This window comes from Aureitalea sp. L0-47 (genome assembly GCF_026126405.1).
In the GTDB taxonomy this organism is placed as follows: Bacteria; Bacteroidota; Bacteroidia; order Flavobacteriales; family Flavobacteriaceae; genus Pukyongia.
In genome coordinates this window covers 233472-249781 of the sequence record NZ_JAFMTQ010000002.1, presented here as the reverse complement: position 1 = coordinate 249781, position 16310 = coordinate 233472, and the positions used below count along the sequence as shown (strand labels likewise).

The 16310-nt window shown below is 42.4% G+C and carries 18 protein-coding genes; 3 read left to right on the top strand and 15 right to left on the bottom strand.

What is annotated here, in order from left to right:
- Positions 1-85: 85 nt before the first annotated feature.
- A complete protein-coding gene (locus J1N09_RS04350) occupies positions 86-1285 on the bottom strand; it encodes an alpha/beta fold hydrolase (RefSeq protein WP_265198399.1) in 1200 nt (399 codons plus the stop codon).
- An 87-nt stretch (positions 1286-1372) separates the two neighbouring features.
- On the opposite strand from J1N09_RS04350, the gene J1N09_RS04345 reads away from it, so the two are divergent.
- On the top strand, positions 1373-1507 hold the full coding sequence (locus J1N09_RS04345) for a hypothetical protein (protein WP_265198398.1): 135 nt from the start codon (positions 1373-1375) through the stop codon (positions 1505-1507).
- An 18-nt stretch (positions 1508-1525) separates the two neighbouring features.
- On the opposite strand, the gene J1N09_RS04340 is transcribed toward J1N09_RS04345, so the two are convergent.
- On the bottom strand, positions 1526-2140 hold the full coding sequence (locus J1N09_RS04340) for a hypothetical protein (protein ID WP_265198397.1): 615 nt from the start codon (positions 2138-2140) through the stop codon (positions 1526-1528).
- A gap of 90 nt (positions 2141-2230) precedes the next feature.
- Positions 2231-2998, bottom strand: a complete 768-nt coding sequence (locus J1N09_RS04335) for a DUF6090 family protein (protein ID WP_265198396.1) — start codon at positions 2996-2998, stop codon at positions 2231-2233.
- 276 nt (positions 2999-3274) lie between these two features.
- On the opposite strand from J1N09_RS04335, the gene J1N09_RS04330 reads away from it, so the two are divergent.
- A complete protein-coding gene (locus J1N09_RS04330; RefSeq protein WP_265198395.1) occupies positions 3275-3607 on the top strand; it encodes a single-stranded DNA-binding protein in 333 nt (110 codons plus the stop codon).
- 49 nt (positions 3608-3656) lie between these two features.
- Here J1N09_RS04330 and J1N09_RS04325 read toward each other — a convergent pair whose 3' ends face one another.
- The 10 genes from J1N09_RS04325 to J1N09_RS04280 all read right to left on the bottom strand — a co-directional run bounded on the left by J1N09_RS04325 (position 3657) and on the right by J1N09_RS04280 (position 13072).
- The gene (locus tag J1N09_RS04325; RefSeq protein ID WP_265198394.1) at positions 3657-4046 is read right to left on the bottom strand and encodes a DUF4280 domain-containing protein; all 390 of its coding nucleotides are present in this window, start codon (positions 4044-4046) and stop codon (positions 3657-3659) included.
- Between the two features lie 2 nt (positions 4047-4048).
- The gene (locus tag J1N09_RS04320; RefSeq protein WP_265198393.1) at positions 4049-5386 is read right to left on the bottom strand and encodes an ATP-binding protein; all 1338 of its coding nucleotides are present in this window, start codon (positions 5384-5386) and stop codon (positions 4049-4051) included.
- On the bottom strand, positions 5377-5880 hold the full coding sequence (locus tag J1N09_RS04315) for a contractile injection system tape measure protein (protein ID WP_265198392.1): 504 nt from the start codon (positions 5878-5880) through the stop codon (positions 5377-5379). Before J1N09_RS04315 ends, J1N09_RS04320 begins: the two co-directional genes overlap by 10 nt.
- A gap of 12 nt (positions 5881-5892) precedes the next feature.
- Positions 5893-7677 carry a type VI secretion system tip protein VgrG gene (vgrG, locus tag J1N09_RS04310; RefSeq protein ID WP_265198390.1) on the bottom strand — a complete coding sequence of 595 codons (1785 nt, stop codon included), beginning with the start codon at positions 7675-7677 and terminating at the stop codon, positions 5893-5895.
- Positions 7678-7742: 65 nt separating this feature from the next.
- Positions 7743-8249: a phage tail protein gene (locus J1N09_RS04305; protein ID WP_265198388.1), complete on the bottom strand. Its 507-nt coding sequence runs from the start codon at positions 8247-8249 to the stop codon at positions 7743-7745.
- Between the two features lie 2 nt (positions 8250-8251).
- Positions 8252-8716, bottom strand: coding sequence for a phage tail protein (locus tag J1N09_RS04300; protein WP_265198387.1), 465 nt, complete (start codon positions 8714-8716; stop codon positions 8252-8254).
- A gap of 12 nt (positions 8717-8728) precedes the next feature.
- Positions 8729-10243: a phage tail sheath family protein gene (locus J1N09_RS04295; protein ID WP_265198386.1), complete on the bottom strand. Its 1515-nt coding sequence runs from the start codon at positions 10241-10243 to the stop codon at positions 8729-8731.
- Positions 10236-11045, bottom strand: coding sequence for a hypothetical protein (locus tag J1N09_RS04290; RefSeq protein WP_265198385.1), 810 nt, complete (start codon positions 11043-11045; stop codon positions 10236-10238). Before J1N09_RS04290 ends, J1N09_RS04295 begins: the two co-directional genes overlap by 8 nt.
- A gap of 3 nt (positions 11046-11048) precedes the next feature.
- Positions 11049-11624: a DUF4255 domain-containing protein gene (locus J1N09_RS04285; protein WP_265198384.1), complete on the bottom strand. Its 576-nt coding sequence runs from the start codon at positions 11622-11624 to the stop codon at positions 11049-11051.
- A 179-nt stretch (positions 11625-11803) separates the two neighbouring features.
- Entirely contained in the window at positions 11804-13072 is a 1269-nt protein-coding gene (locus tag J1N09_RS04280; RefSeq protein ID WP_265198382.1) for an acetyl-CoA hydrolase/transferase family protein, read from the bottom strand.
- Between the two features lie 117 nt (positions 13073-13189).
- Between J1N09_RS04280 and J1N09_RS04275 the strand changes: the two genes are divergently transcribed.
- A complete protein-coding gene (locus J1N09_RS04275; protein ID WP_265198380.1) occupies positions 13190-13333 on the top strand; it encodes a hypothetical protein in 144 nt (47 codons plus the stop codon).
- Here the strand turns inward: J1N09_RS04275 and J1N09_RS04270 are convergent.
- Complete coding sequence (locus tag J1N09_RS04270) at positions 13330-14232, bottom strand: histone deacetylase (RefSeq protein WP_265198379.1); 903 nt, start codon at positions 14230-14232, stop codon at positions 13330-13332. The genes J1N09_RS04275 and J1N09_RS04270 overlap by 4 nt on opposite strands.
- The gene (gene metG, locus J1N09_RS04265; RefSeq protein ID WP_265198378.1) at positions 14233-16296 is read right to left on the bottom strand and encodes a methionine--tRNA ligase; all 2064 of its coding nucleotides are present in this window, start codon (positions 16294-16296) and stop codon (positions 14233-14235) included. It abuts the gene before it with no gap.
- Between the last annotated feature and the right edge of the window lie 14 nt (positions 16297-16310).

Genomic DNA, 16310 nt, shown 5'->3' with positions numbered 1-16310 from the left:
ATTATGTAAAATTCAGGATAAGCAAGTGTACAAGACTTTCAGAATAGCTCAAAAAATGTTCTGAAACGTCCAAAAAATAATTCGATTAAGGACGTTGCAGAGTATTTGATCTGTATTGATGAGGAGGAAGTTTATATCTTTCCTTAAACGATTTAATGAAGTGTGAGGAATTTATAAATCCACTGTCGTAGCAGACCTGGTTGATGTTCAGATCACTTTCAACCAGCAATTTCTTAGCGTGTTCAAGACGCTTCGATTTTATCCACCTGGAGGGCGTTGTGTTGAATTTATCTTTGAAATCTCTTTTGAATGAGGACAGGCTTCTGCCACAGAGCTTGGCAAATTCTTCAACTTTCAGGTTGAAGAGGAAATTTTCAGACATGACAGACTCAATGTCTATTTGAGATTTTCGACCTTGCCGAGAAATATTTTGGAACTCGTCTCTTACGGGGCGAATACCGGTAACAAATTCCTCAATTTCTGCTAAAATCGGAAAGGTGTCGCCCGTCCAGAACAGGTGATCTTTGCCTTCAAATTCAACAAGTTTAGAGTTAGGAATACGTTCCGAAATATATCTTCCTTCTTCAACGAGTATTTCTATATCTCCTTTCCTGAAAAGCAGTAGTGTTGGTACGCGTATTGAGCTAAGGATATCAGTAACATCTATTAGGGTACACTGCTTATGTAATATTAATGCAGCTTTCGGACTCGCGCCGGAGCGCAAATAACTCGCGAGCCAGTCCATAAATCCATTATCATGAGCCAGTGAGGGAACTAGATCCCGAAGTTCGTCCAGGCTACCATGGGCCCAGTTTTCTTCTATCAAAGTATTGGAAACCTCGCGTTCTTCATCGGTTGGAGCCCAGGGATAGTCTTCAGAATACCTTCGCTTGGCGAAAATCCCGAAACCTATAACACCTAAGGTTTTTTCAGGGTGGTGAAGAGAAAACAACAAACTAACGGAGCCTCCTTCCGAATGACTAAACAGGAATGCTTTGTCGGAATTTGTTGCTTCCATGACCGCGTTGATATCGTCCATGCGTTCTTCCATAGTTGAATATTCATCGGTTCTGTCTGAAAGCCCCGTGCCTCTCTTGTCGAATAATATTAGCCTGGAAAAAAGTGTGAGTCTGGTAAGGAATGAAGCAAGTCTTGGTTCGGCCCACATCATATCGATATTTGAAACCCAACCTGGAATATAAATGATGTCAACAGGACCATCACCTATCACCTGATAAGCAATATTGAAATCACCACTTTTGGTATAATTTGTTTTAGGTTTCAAAGAAATTAGCGGAGTTGATGATGAACCTGCGTTCAATTCAAATTACTCTAAATGTACGAATTATGTTCAAGTGTTTATCTTAGACGTATGAGCTTTACAGAATTTCTCGAATCCGGTACAGGGATTGGTATCATTGCCGTTGTTGTGCCCGTGGTGCTGGGCATCATCTATGTCCTGGCAAAGAATTATAAGGCAGCCAGGGATGGGAAGTGGGAAGAATAAAGAATGAAAGAGTCATCTTCAGGACTTATTTTTCATTTTTAAATTAAGTCCGACGGTCCAGGCAAGTATCAGGATGAAGGCTGCCATCTGTACAAATGGCAAGAGCTTTATTAAGTTTTCATTGTAGTAGAACAAGTTGATAATGCCTATAAGCATCATGCAGATAATTCCACTTACTTTGAAAAAAGTCATTTTGTTTTTATGTAGTGCTCTAATTATTCCGATTATACCTATAACACCACAAATACTCAATATTGTTGTCATTACATCATGAAACATAGTGAAAATAAAGACCGCCGATAGCATTGCTAAAGTTCCTGCAATCTTAATTGTGATTTTCCAATTTCTGTTTTTTACAAAGTAATTTGCAAATTGAAAAAAGAATAGTGTCATGCTCGAGCAAAGAATAACCATTGCAACAAGTGCAACTGGTCTTGCTGGATTTTCTTGTCCATTCATAGCTTTTTCACTCATCAAGTTGCACCAATAATTGTTGAGCCAATCGAATCCTACCGAATTTAAGTCGGCTTGTGAACCGCCGGGATATAAACTAGCTGAATAGACATAAAGTCCGGCAAAAATCAAAATCCCGAAAGAAGGTAAGAGAGTTAATATGTCCTTTCTGATGGTCAAACTCCGTGATTATCACAAATGCTTACTACGGTCTAGTATAGACTTCGTATGGCCGACATAAAGTATATACATTGTTGTGCTTTCATTTTTTTAATCATTGATTTCAGAATTCAAAACCTGAATAGTTTCACCCATTCTATTCTCTAAAGGAATTAGAAATTTTTTTTCCAGATAAACAGACGTTCCTATAAAGAGAACAATATCATTTTCAAATCTCTCTGATTGAAGTAATGCCTTGTTAGAGTTTTCAAACGGACTTGAGGAAAGTGTATACCAGGTTTCAGTTTCCATTACATTGTCTAATATTTTTCTGAAATTCCCGGAATTTCTTAAACTTTGATAGCACTCCAATCTAAAATTAAAAACGGTTTCTTCTTGCTTTCTTAGTTGCTGCAATTCTGCATCAAAAGAAGAGAGCATATTTCTTAGTTCAGTATTTTTAATAATGCTCAGATTTCCAGAACTAATAGCCTCATTAAGTACGCCCAAACTGGGTCTGAAAATTGCTTCTTGTCTGAATGCCTTGTCCCAATACTTGGCAATTTCAAGGTCTGAAAGCGTTGTTTCTTTGGGTGAAAGAATGGACGCGAATTCCCCAGCACCTTCAATATTGTTGCGATTAATTTCTATTACTGTTTGCAGTTCTCTTTGATTATGAATAAATTCTTGTTTTAATGCACTTAGTAAGTTTTGCTCTCTTTTATTAGTTTTTCTTTGTTCATTCCAATTATTGATTGAAAGCGCAATTAATATTCCAATAACGACAAGGACAATTTCACCTATTGCATATTTAAAATACTTTCCTGTCTTCCCTTCGGAAAGCAGGTTTTGCCTTATTTTTCGAAAGAATTTTATCATTGGTTAATGGTTGGTTATAATGAAGCAACTCTTGTATAAAGGTAGTAATTAAACCGATAATTAAATTTCCAGTTTCGACCAAGACTCATTGCCTATAAAACCCTTCTGAAGGGGGTTCCTTATATTGTCAAAACCTCATACAAACGTTTACAAACGACTATAAACGAAAGTAAATACTTCACAACCGAATAAGTTTTCCGAGTGGTTCTATGTTTGCCCTGTCGAATGAAAGACGTTCGATAGTATCAATTGTTAAACCTTAAAATTTAAATTATTATGAACGCACTTAGAAACAAAGTACAGTTGATTGGAAGACTAGGACAAGACCCTGAGATCATGACCTTCGATGACGGTAACAAAATGGCAAAATTCTCTATTGCCACAGACGACAGCTACAAAGACAAGAATGGTGAAAAAGTGGAACGCACCTACTGGCACAACGTGATCGTACGTGGTGGACTCGTAAATGTGGTAGAGAACTACGTAGTCAAAGGAAAAGAGATCGCAATCGAAGGCAAGCTCACCAACCGCTCCTACGAAGACAAGGACGGAAATAAGCGATATACCACAGAAGTTTTCTGTAACGAACTATTGTTGCTCGGGAAATAGCATTCGCTTATTTCTCAATTCAAGCCTCCCGGTTGGGGGGCTTTTTTAATTATCCAACCTGAACTTGATTCTGTCCGGGATCATTAATAGTGATTACTCCCCCCCAGGTACAATTGAGTGTACAGGCGTTGTTGAGGGTAGGCATATTGGCCAGCATCACAGTAGGGCTGCCCGGTGCCCATGGTGCTACGGTCACCGGGATGCATGGCATGGGAGTAAGTACCCCAAGCGCCGCAGTTGTTGCAGCTGCCACCTGTGGATTTGCCAGAGAACTGCACATTCCGAAGGGTAGAATGTTTACCATGGGTACGTTATCCATAATATTCGCCGCAGGCATATTATTGGTCATTACTCTGTTCTGTGGAAGGACTATCAATGAAGACGGTGCTACCCCGAAGGAACAGATCATCATGGCTCCCATACATACTTGTTGTGGCATGGTTATAAGGTTTTATTAGATTTTTTATACTCCTTTCGGATCCCTGTTAGGATATCTTTCTGGTTTATTTTTTTCGTATTACTTCTGGCAGCAACAAGAGCACAGTGGCGTAGGACGTTGAGTATTTCTCCACCGCTCAATTCAAAGTCCTCCGAAATCCGATTGAGATCGACATCCGCTCCAAGTTCGAATGAATTCTTAAAATACTTCTCCCAAAGCTGCAGGCGTTCCCTTTTACCCGGTGTTGGAAAATGAACCATGGCCTGGAAGCGACGAGTAAAAGCTTCGTCAATGTTTGTTTGGATATTGGTAGCCAGTATCACCAGTCCGGAAAAATCTTCAATTCGTTGCAACAGATAGGCGATCTCCTGGTTAGCATATCGATCGTTGGACGATTTTGTCTGGGTCCGCCTCCCGAAAAGCGCATCGGCTTCGTCAAAAAACAATATCCAATCTTTGTTTTCAGCCTCATTGAACAGAAGGCCGAGATTCTTCTCTGTCTCGCCGATATATTTCGAGACCAATAAACTGAGATCTACGCGGAAAACCGGTCGGTTGGTCGCCTTTCCAATTAGTGAGGCGGCTAATGTCTTACCTGTTCCCGAAGGCCCGTAGAACAAAGCTCGCAGCCCTTTTTTGAGATATCGGTTAAGTTGCCATTCATCCATGATCTGTTCACCGTGAACCAGGTAGTCCCTGATCTCGTCGAGCTTGGATAGGACGGATTTATCTACTACCAGATCTTCCCACTCTAGTTCTGTGCTGATCTGTCGGGCAGGAAATTTCGCGCTGATCTCAGCCTGTCTCTTTTTACCTTCGGTGAGTAACCCGAGATATTCATAAGAAACTCTTAGAGGTTGCCTTAGTCCGAATTCCTGTTTGGCATCGTAGTCCAAAGCACCAATTCGGTATAAAACATGATCCTTCTGAAATAAATTCATAACTCGGAGTCTTTCCTCCAGGGAGTTCCCTGAAAGTAAAAAACAAGCCGTTTCCAAACTCGGCACGAAGCCCGAAGCAGTGGAATTCTTAATACCTCCGAATTCTGAAAATTCACTATTGAGGTTCTGGTTCCGTATTAAAAACACATCCAGCGCCTGTGGTTTTACTACTGGTATAAGAGCAAGTATGAGCAGAAGTCGGTCTTCAAATCCGAGATCCAATTCCCTTATGAGTTCGGCATAGGCCGAATCATTATCAATAGCCGGTGGTTTGTGATCGTAGATCGATGTATCGCCGTCGTTGTTCTGAAAATATAGGGTTAAAGCAGTATTAGCAACTGCTTCGAACCACACAATCTCCTGGCCGATAGAGTCGGCTAATTTCTTTATTATCTCCATACTACTTTCAATATTTTTGGCATCCAACTCAATTTGATCGAACTGATATTCCATGGAATAGAATCCAATAACATATCGAATGCCTTTTGTTCCAACTTAAGATGAATACTTTCTTCCATCTCTTCTAATTTCCCGCTTCGCATCAGGAATGAACCGCGCAGCGCATCAATTGTGGTATTATTCAGCGCAGACCATTGCTGTGTAACAGCTTCCAGTAAACTATCCACAGTTGCTTTTTGCTCTTCGCTAATTGCTGCTGAAATATCAATTGGATTCTGAACGGGAATTCCACAAAGAATTTTTGGAAGAACCAAGTCGTGCTCCGCTGCATTTGTTTCACCGGTCCCGGCATAATCCAGTAGTTGGATTGCCGTGAATTCCGCTTCGCTGTCTTTGAATACCCCATTGTTGGTTAATCCGCAACGATCGAAAAGTACGCCGAGGTAAGGTGCAAGAATGATCAATCCGGCGTTGTTGATAAAGAGTGGGTTCATGCTATTTACTTATCAATTAATCATTGTCATAGCTCCTGTAATACTCATTTGTCCGCTACTGGAAACCCTACATTCGGCGTTTCCTGAAATACTTGTAGTCAGGTTTCCTGTAATGGTAACAGTCCCAGCAGTATTACTAATGGATTCTGTTCCATTAACAGAAATTGAGGCTCCATTTATACTCACCGAATTGGCTGCCTTGAGGTTCAGATCTGACTTGCTGTCGATGGTAATACCACTCGAGTTCATTTCAATTTTATTGCCGTGTGTGTCGCTCAAGGTCAGACCTCCATCGGTATCTGATATCACCATCGAATTACCGCCTGGAGTATTTAAACTGATCAACTTTTGTTCATCGTCAAATTTTAGCTGAAGTTTGTTTCGAGTAACAATTGTCTTTACAGAATTGTCTCTGTCGGGAGTTTCAGGAGCGGGTTTAGCACTACTGTGCATACTTCCTAGAATAATTGGGCTACGTGGGTCATTGTTCGTAAAACCAACGATGACTTCATCACCTATTTCAGGAAGAAAGAAAGCAGCCATACCATTTCCGGCATAGGGGGAAGCGAGTCTTGCCCAAATGCGTTCATTATTCTCATCTATAATCGGGATTTCTACCAACACACGGAATTCACTTTTTGGATCGTCATCAATTTGCTTTACCACTGCTGAATGTAATCCCTGGATCCCGGGGATCAAGCCGGAGGCCAACAGAGGAGCTTCAATTTCATTTTCAATAGTCTTCTCATGTGAAAGTCCAATTGATACTCGTGTTTTCCAGTCTCCCGCCTCAACCAAATGCGACACTCCTGAAACAAAGGCATCGCCATTAAACCTGCTACTAATTCCGTTAAGTTTAATGGTAGTGTTCATTTTTGCCAGTGATGAACCCTGGAAGGTAACAGTTCCCCTGAACCGGGATAAACGTGAGTTTAAAAGAGTCGCATTTGCCCATGTCTTGAGATTTTCTTCAGGGATATTTGCGGAAGTCATTAATTTATGAGTATCACCCCCTAAAACTTCAGAAAGTTGCTTACCACTAATATTCCCTTGTTTATTCTGCGTAGGTTCGGTGGATGCAGCAACTATATCAGATTGTTTAGCCGGGCTCCAGGCACTACTCTCTACCGAATCGAATTGATATTCGGCATCCATCTCACAGTCCAGAGCAAATATGTCATGCCCGTAAGTTACCTCTAGTTGCGGTTTGGTCGATACTTGAGGAGGTGCTACTTTAACCGTTCCTGATTCGGTAGAAACCACCATCCCGTTAATTTTTGCTCGGTTTAGGATAAAATCCCAATCAGATGTATTGTGCTGAACCAAATGCTCCTGTATGTTAACTGTTTTTGCTATTTCAGCGGTCAGCCTATGGTTATTTAGGATCTGATTTATAACATCGCTGTCGGTTTTATTTCTGAAGACCGCATTTTTTCTTTCTATTGTGAGAGAAAGTGTTTCATCCCAGCACAGAACATGAAGTGTGGGGGCATTATTTTCATTAACTTTTATGTTTTGCTTGACAACAATCCCCTTGAATACGGCCTCTTCCTTGCTATGGTAACCGAGCTTGATCTCTATAATAGAGCCGGGTATAAACGTACTCGAATTGGAAATTTCAAATGTTTCTTTCGAAGCACTCCCGTCAAGTAGAATTATCTCTGCCTCGGAAATTCTGTTGAGATGCTGTTCTGTTCTAATGCTAACTACCTGATAGGTGTCTGGAATTTGGGTTCCATTAGCGAGGATTGTAAAGGTTGTCAGATCTGTTTTATCTGTGATAGGTGATATCGGCATGATTAGTTTTTAGTTATGATTCTAATGCTTTTTAACTTAGTAGTTTCAGTCTCATAGGCAAGGATTCAATCAAACAAATCCCCAAACAATGAAGCGTCTTCACTTTGTGACCCGCCTGAAATAGTAACTTCTTCGAAATAACTGTAGGCAAATTCAATGGTTTCGATCAATACCTCGTTGTTCATGGAGTTAAGATCTGCCGCCGACCATTTTACCGGCCAGGCATTGGCAAAACTCCACGATTTAAGAGGGTTGCCATTTTCGTCAAGCAAACTTACTACGATGTTCTTGGCATCTATGAATTCTGAAAGGCTACTCCCCAGCGTTTTATTACACCATTCGATCAACGGAGAATTCTTAGGGACCAATCCACGCTTCACAACGAGATTTGAGAATTTCACAGAGGTGGGAACTTTGTGTTTGAAACTGTTGTTCCCTCCCTCCGCGATTTCCTCGGTATCCATTTCCATCGAGATCCCGGACACTTCTTTAAAAGAGGTATCCACAGAACCGGAGAGGCCGTTAAAGCTCAATCGAAAATAAAACGCTACAGGGGGATTTTCATTTGCCATAATTATCCGCCATTTGCTATTGTTAGTCCTTCATGTGCCAGTTCCAGTGTTTCCACGGCCACCTCATTGGCGTCCGATTTCATATCGGTGCCTGTGATCTTTGTGGGCCAGGCATTGGTCAACGTCCAGGTCATTGTTGGTTTGGCCGATTCGTCCAGAAGTTGAATGACCACAGTTTCTCTTTTTATCGTATTCATCTTAATGGCGTCGTACCACTTCCAGAAATTGTTGTCGTTCACGAAAATGCCCTTTTTCAGGGTAACGTTCCCTGTCTTTACGATACCGGGCATTTTAATGGTGGAGAACACTTTATTGTCTCCGTGCCGATATTCAATGGGCTGAGTTTCCGTATCCAATCCTGATACTTCCTGGAAGAACACCGTTTTATCTTGGGATCCAAGGTTTACTGTAAAGTAGAACTTGGGTAAGGGCCATGTACTTCCTTGTGCTGATCCGTCGTCTGCCATAATGATTTTATTTTATGATGTTTGCATTTGTTGCTGAAATGTTATGATGATAAATTCGGCAGGGTGGGAAAGCGCCACTCCAACCGTTACATTCAGAATGCCGTTGAGTATATCTTCCGCGGTCATTGTAGTTCCCAGACCAAGGTGAACAAAGTACGCGTCTTCCGGCTTCGGACCCACTAATCCTCCTTGTCTCCATATACCTGTAAGGAAGTTAGAGATCATGCTTTTTACATTGACCCAGGTGGATGCATCATTAGGAGCGAACACATATGCTTTGGCTGCTTCTTTAATGGATTGTTCCAGGAAGATCAGGGTACGTCTTACGTTTACGTATCTCCAGTCGTTGGAATTACCATCGAGTGTTCTGGCACCCCATACCATATTCCCCCTTCCCGAGAAGGCACGGATGGCACAAACAGCTTTTCCGTCCAGGGGAACGTTAAGGTCTTCTTGCATGTCATGGCCTATCTTAACTGCTGGTGAAATAACGCTCTGTACAGCGACGTTCGCAGGTGCTTTCCAAACACCATCGCTATTATCTACTATAGTGTAAATCCCGGCCATGGCGGAGGACGGCGGTATAAGGTTTAATTTTTTCTGAATGCTTTCAAGAATCTTCTTATAATCCTGACTCGAATTTCTCAAGGCCGCATCTGCTTGTTCCAGGGTGAATTGTCCGTTGTGACTTAAGCCTTTATTTCTGAAGCAGGACAGAAATTGTAACTGTGAATCATTTAATGAAGCACCTCCGGCAGTTATTTCCTCTTCAATAATATCTGCAAGCTCATCGTAGAAATCTTCCGAAATATTTTTATACGAAACATCCTTGGTTTGATAGATCGAAGTATGCAACCAGGGGTAATAGGCGGCTGCATAACTATTGTGATTTTGAATTATGGCTCCTACCTTATCCCTAAAATCATCAATACAATTGGGTACAGGCTCAAGTTCCTCGTAACCTCTGGGAATATCGAGAATAGTAAATTTATCCATGGTCTCACCGCAATGCTGTATCATGAAGTTGAGTACGTCATAGGAATCCTGTCCGGGGAGCTCAACCGCTTCTGGAACCAACAAAAGCGTGATCTCATGTTCTTTTTCCAGGGCATCGACGGCATTAGTAAACTTGTTTTTGTCGAACGATGTATTGAAATCTCCTATGCTCATAACATAGCAATCCCCACCTCCATTCATATAAAAGAACCGCATGGCTTCCGGCATCCTGTATCGAGCCGATTCTGCACTAATGGTATACATATTGCCATTGGACGTGGTAAATTCTGCTGCTGTAGTATCTAGTTGGATATTGAAAACTGTATCCGGAAAATGAGCTCCGAAATAATTCTCATATTCCTTCAAAGACAGGATCTTTACAGGTTGGTTGGATAAATCCTTTCCTTCAAATTCGGCCTTCTCTGTATGCCCTATAAAAACGGGAACGGCAGTGGGCACCGGAACCACTGAATTCCCAAATGCATCCAGTTCCCGAATATAAACTCCGGGGGTTTTATAAGTTTCAGACATATACTATGGTTGTTACCAGGTATGGAATCAATGCTCCATCCCTTAATTCAGTTCGTATTGATTCCGGACTAGGATTGGGAAGTTTCATTTCCAGCTCCTTGGCCGAATTTGTAATGGTATCGAGGTAATTCAATTTCAAGGTTGGGTATTTACTCAGTTTCTGCGTAAGAGCTACCGGCCTATCACTTGTCATTACCTTGGTTTTCTGAGTTTCCATGAGAGTCCCATCCACTGGCCCCACATAGTTTTCATTCCCAATTCCTTCTATTTGAAGATTGCTTACCTCCATATTTCTCGATTCAGGAATTACAAATTGATATTCCCACAGTAATTCACGAGTGGTAAAGGAAAGCGAAAGAGTTAGCTCCGGGTTGTTTTGCGCTACCAGAGGTTGAGTGTCCAGTAGCACGACACCAATGGCATTGATATCGGTTTGTTCATTTGCAGGGCCAAAGTCCATTTGAAGTTCATTTTTATCTGCTACATTCTTGATATAGAGGGTACCCTGCATGTTCATCGGAACATTTGAAGTATAGGTTGTAAACAACGGATCATTGTTCAGCAGTTGAAACTGAAGTAACCCCAGACCAGATAGTTCCGTGGCTATATCAAAATTATCCTGGTCATTTGATCCAGCATAAAAGGCAAAACGGTTACGTTCCTTCCGAAGTAATATCCTGTGATTTTTAAGGACTGTAATTGTGTCCTGAAAAGGCTGTAGTTCGAAGCTTTGAGATATTCCGCTCTCGAAATATGAATGGGTAATTTCAACAGTTAGAAATCTATGATAGTATGCATTCATATCTTATGATTCAGTTTCGCCTTCAAGGCCTGTTATTCCGGGGATTTCTTTTCTCATCTTAGTATCTTCGAGCGTTATTATTCTCATTTTGTAAAGAATCGAGGGAACATATTTGGTGCCGATTCCATTCCAAATATTGCTGAGTTCATTCACTGGTAAATTCATGAACTCGAGAGTCAATTTTGAGAGAGGATCCTGCATATCGGGATGCTCCTGTTTTATGAAAAATGGATACGACTGCAAAGTGGTGATTACTGATGAGAGCATTTTAAGTGCTTCAAGGTACTTTTTTGAATTGTAATTGGCTGAAATAAGAAGGTGAATATTTAAATGTACGGGCGGCGCTGCCTTTCGGAAGGAGTCCCCACCATCGGTCATATAATGATTGTGAGATTTCATGTAAGTTTCTTGTTCCATATTTATCACCGATACCACGATCTTATCCTGAATGTTTTCTGTGATGCTCCCGTCCGGATTCACAAGGTTACTGGCAACGACGATATCGTGATCTAATCCGCAGGTAAGTTTAAGATGCCTATTAAGAAACTCCGTCAGGAAGCCTATTGCTTTTGAAATCATATTTGGAAGGATCAGTTAGTTTACTTAAAGGTAGCAATAATATAGTGGATCAGCAGTAAGTGTTTTTACGGATCTTAATTTTTTAATAAGCAAAATAAGAAAGTACAGCTGAAGGACATCTTCGCTGGAAATAAATAAGCTGAGAAAAGGAAGGCGCCGGGAATTTCCCGGCGCTTTTTTTATAGTTTGAATCGTTCCACCATTTCCCTGGTCAGGTGATCCTGGTGATCCGGGTGGGCAATGGAGATTAATGATTTGGCCCGTTGCTTAAGGCTCTTTCCAAATAGATTTACTACTCCATACTCTGTGGCCACGTAATGGACGTGTGCACGAGTGGTAGTTACTCCAGCACCTTCCTTTAAGAAAGGAACAATTTTAGATTCACCTCTTTTTGTTGATGAAGGCATCGCTATGATAGGTTTACCTCCTTCTGAAAGTGATGCGCCGCGGATAAAGTCCATTTGTCCTCCTACTCCTGAATACTGATACGGCCCAATGGTATCGGCACAGATCTGACCCGTAAAGTCGATCTCAACAGCGGAGTTAATGGCCGTCATCTTTGATTGTAACCGTATTCTATGTGTATCATTGGTATAGGAAGCGGCTTTGAAGTGGACAGATGGGTTGTTGTGCACAAAATCATACAATCGTTGGGATCCCATGGCGAAGCAGGTCACGATCTTATCTTTCTTGATGTACTTATCTTCACCGGTGATTACACCTTTTTCTAAAAGAGGAAGAATACCATCACTGAACATCTCCGTATCGATACCCAGGCGTTTGTGATTGGTAAGATTGCTCAACACGGCATTCGGGATGTTTCCTATCCCCATTTGCAGTGTAGCACCGTCTTCAACCAATTCGGCAACATGGCGCCCGATTTGCATTTCAATTTCCGACGGCTCTCCATAAGGTGCGTAATGAATGGGTTTGTCGATATGAACTCCGTAATCTATTCTATTGATGTGAATGATCCCATCCCCGTGAGTACGAGGCACCTGTGGGTTCACCAGGGCCACTACTTTCTTCGCACGGTCGAGTGCCGGTAGGGCAATATCTACGGAAACTCCTAATGAACAGAATCCGTGAACATCCGGTGGGGAAACCTGTATAAAGGCCACGTCTAAAGGAATGATATTCCTTTTGAACAAGAGATGGATCTCAGATAGGAAAATAGGGATGTAGTCCCCTTTATTGGTATTAACTCCCTTACGTACATTGGCTCCTACAAAGAAGCTAAAAACGTTAAAGGATTTATCATAAGGTTCATGCATATAACGAGCTTCACCTTCAGTGTGAACATGGAATAACTGAACGTTTTCCAGTTCTTCGTATCGTTCACATAGCTTGTCTATTAGCAGGTTGGGGGTCATGGCCGCGCCCTGGAAGAATACATTGTCATTGCTCTTCACGATGGATACGGCTTGCTCGGCAGTTACTATTCTCATGGGGTATTGTTTTAAGAGATTGCAAATTACCGCTTATTCTTTAATAGGAGGAATGACCATTGTCAATTTTATCATTAATTCCAGGTTATATTTTTGTTAGCCTGAAAACGAACTCCTATGAGAGATTCAAATACCTGGATTTATATTGTTGGAGGTATAGTATTGCTTCATTTCGTAGTTGGGTTTATTTACCTGATCAGGAAAATGCAACCGAGGAAGGGAGATGAACAGGAAGAGGATTCGGATAAGGAATCCGATTAGAAGAAAATTTCCTGTGCGATGCGATAGGTATTGGCATGTGCATCTACTATGATCTTAATATCCTTCGAATACCCTCCACCCATACTTACCTGAACGGGGATCTGTACATCTTTACATGTCTGAAGTACAAATCGATCACGCTCTTTGCAGCCTTCAACGGTACAACCAAGGCGACCTAGTTTGTCGGTACTAACTATGTCAACCCCACTGAGGTAGAAGATAAAATCCGGGGATACATCTTCTATCAATACGGGCAGGGTATCTTTTAACATACGTAGGTACGTTGGATCATCGGTCCCGTCGGGTAATGCTATATCTAAATCACTTTTTTCTTTTCTGAAGGGATAGTTCTTGGCACCATGCATGGAAAAAGTAAACACCGAATCATCTCCTTCAAAGATCTCCGCCGTACCGTTTCCCTGGTGTACATCAAGGTCTACAATGAGTATTTTATCTGCCAATTGTTTCTGTTGAAGGTATCTAGCGGCCACCGCCTGGTCGTTGAACAGGCAGAAAGCCTCACCGTGATCGGTGTAAGCGTGATGAGTGCCACCCGCAATATTCATCGCGATGCCGTTTTTCAAGGCGAATTCACAACCATCCATAGTACCTCGGGTGATGCGGTATTCTCGTTCTACGAGCTCAGCCGATAAAGGGAAACCAAGTTTTCGAATAGCAGCACGGTCCAGGGCAAGATTATTCAGATCTGATATATACTGTGGGTCGTGTACCAGCGAAATAATCTCCTTCGAAGCTATTTCAGGCTCAAAGAAATTATCGGGAGTACAGGTACCTTCATGGAGCAATTGCCGTGGCAACAGGTCGTATTTTTCCATGGGAAAACGATGCCCTTCGGGCAGTGGATGCTTGTAAATGGGGAGCCAGGCAATCTTAAGCATTTAGCTAATACTTGCCCCGTTAGGAACGTCATCATCGGGATTAACGAAGACCAATTTCCCATCCGGTGTTTCTGTCATGAGGATCATACCCTCACTGTCCACACCTCGAAGCGGGCGAGGCGCCAGGTTCACCAATACTGTCACACGTTTACCTACTACTTCTTCAGCAGAGAAACTTTCGGCAATACCGGAAACGATGGTTCGGGTGTCAATACCGGTATCTACTTTTAGAACCAGCAGCTTTTTGGTCTTTGGCATCTTTTCAGCAGAAATAATGGTACCTACCCGCATATCGAGTTTGGTAAAATCTTCAAAAGTGATGGTCTCTTTTTGTGGTTCTGCGGATGCGTTCATAATTTCATTTGCTTTTTTGCTTGCCTCCAGCTTGTCTAGTTGCTCCTGGATCTGCTCGTCTTCTATTTTGCTGAAGAGTAATTCGGAGGGGCCTATTTGATGACCTCCCGGCAGAAGTTCTTCTTTTTCTGAAATGTCCTTCCAGCTTGTGTCATTCAGAGCAAAGCGAAGGATCCCTTTCAGCCTATCCGCTGTATGCGGTAAGAAGGGTTCACACAATACCGAAAGCGCTGATGCGATCTGAAGCGCTACATACATGATCGTTTGAGTTCGCTCCTCGTCGGTTTTAATGGTCTTCCAGGGCTCTTCATCGGCCAGGTATTTATTCCCAAGGCGGGCGACATCAATAAGTTTCCCTTGTGCCTCGCGGAAACGGTAACGCTCAATCGAACTCGCGATCACATCCGGAGCAGCTTTTAGTTCTTTCAAGGTGTCAATGTCTACTTGTGTGAATTCACCCCGTTTTGGGACATGACCGTCATAATATTTGTTGGTGAGCACTACTACGCGATTCACAAAGTTCCCGAAGATCGCTACCAGTTCGTTGTTATTCCTCGCCTGGAAATCAGCCCAGGTAAAGTCGTTGTCCTTGCTCTCCGGAGCATTTGCAGTTAATACATAGCGAAGTACGTCTTGCTGACCCGGGAACTCTTGCAAATATTCATGTAGCCACACAGCCCAGTTCTTACTGGTAGAAATTTTGTTGCCTTCCAGGTTAAGGAATTCGTTAGCGGGTACGTTATCCGGCAGGATATAACTACCTTCGGCTTTCAGCATGGAAGGGAAGATGATACAGTGAAAAACGATATTGTCTTTTCCAATGAAATGTAAGAGCTTGGTATCCTTATCTTTCCAGTAAGGTTCCCAGTCCTTGCCTTCTCTTTCGGCCCATTCCCTGGTAGAAGAAATATAACCGATAGGTGCATCGAACCAGACGTAGAGGACTTTGCCTTCGCCACCTTCAGCCGGTACGGGAATTCCCCAGTCAAGGTCGCGGGTTACCGCTCTGGGCCTTAGTCCATCGTCGATCCAGGATTTACACTGTCCGTATACGTTGGTTTTCCAGTCTTTTTTATGCCCTTTAACGATCCATTCTTTAAGCCAGCTCTCGTATTGATCCAGTGGCAGAAACCAGTGTTTGGTTTTCTTAGTTACCGGCTTACTACCGCTAATAGCGCTCTTTGGATTGATTAGGTCGGTGGCATTGTGTGAAGTCCCACAGTTCTCGCACTGATCCCCGTAACTTTCGTCGTAGCCGCATTTCGGGCAAGTTCCAACAACGAAGCGATCTGCCAAAAACTGTCCTGCTTCCTCATCGTATAGTTGTTCGGTGATCTGCTCTGTAAATTTCCCATCTTCATGTAGTTTTTTGAAAAACTCCGAAGCTGTTTCATGATGGATCTTTGCGGAGGTCCTGGAGTAATTGTCGAAGGAAATTCCGAATTCGGAAAATGACTTTTTAATGATCTCATGGTACTTATCCACTACTTGCTGAGGGGTAATTCCTTCTTTTTTAGCTTTTAGGGTGATCGGGACACCGTGCTCGTCACTTCCGCAAACGAAGAGAACATCTTTGCCTACCATGCGTTGATAGCGGGCATAGATATCGGCGGGAACGTACACTCCTGCCAGGTGACCAATATGTACCGGGCCATTGGTGTAAGGAAGTGCCGCAGTAATGGTTATTCGTTTCGGGTTGGTGCTACTCATCGGGATTTCGAACT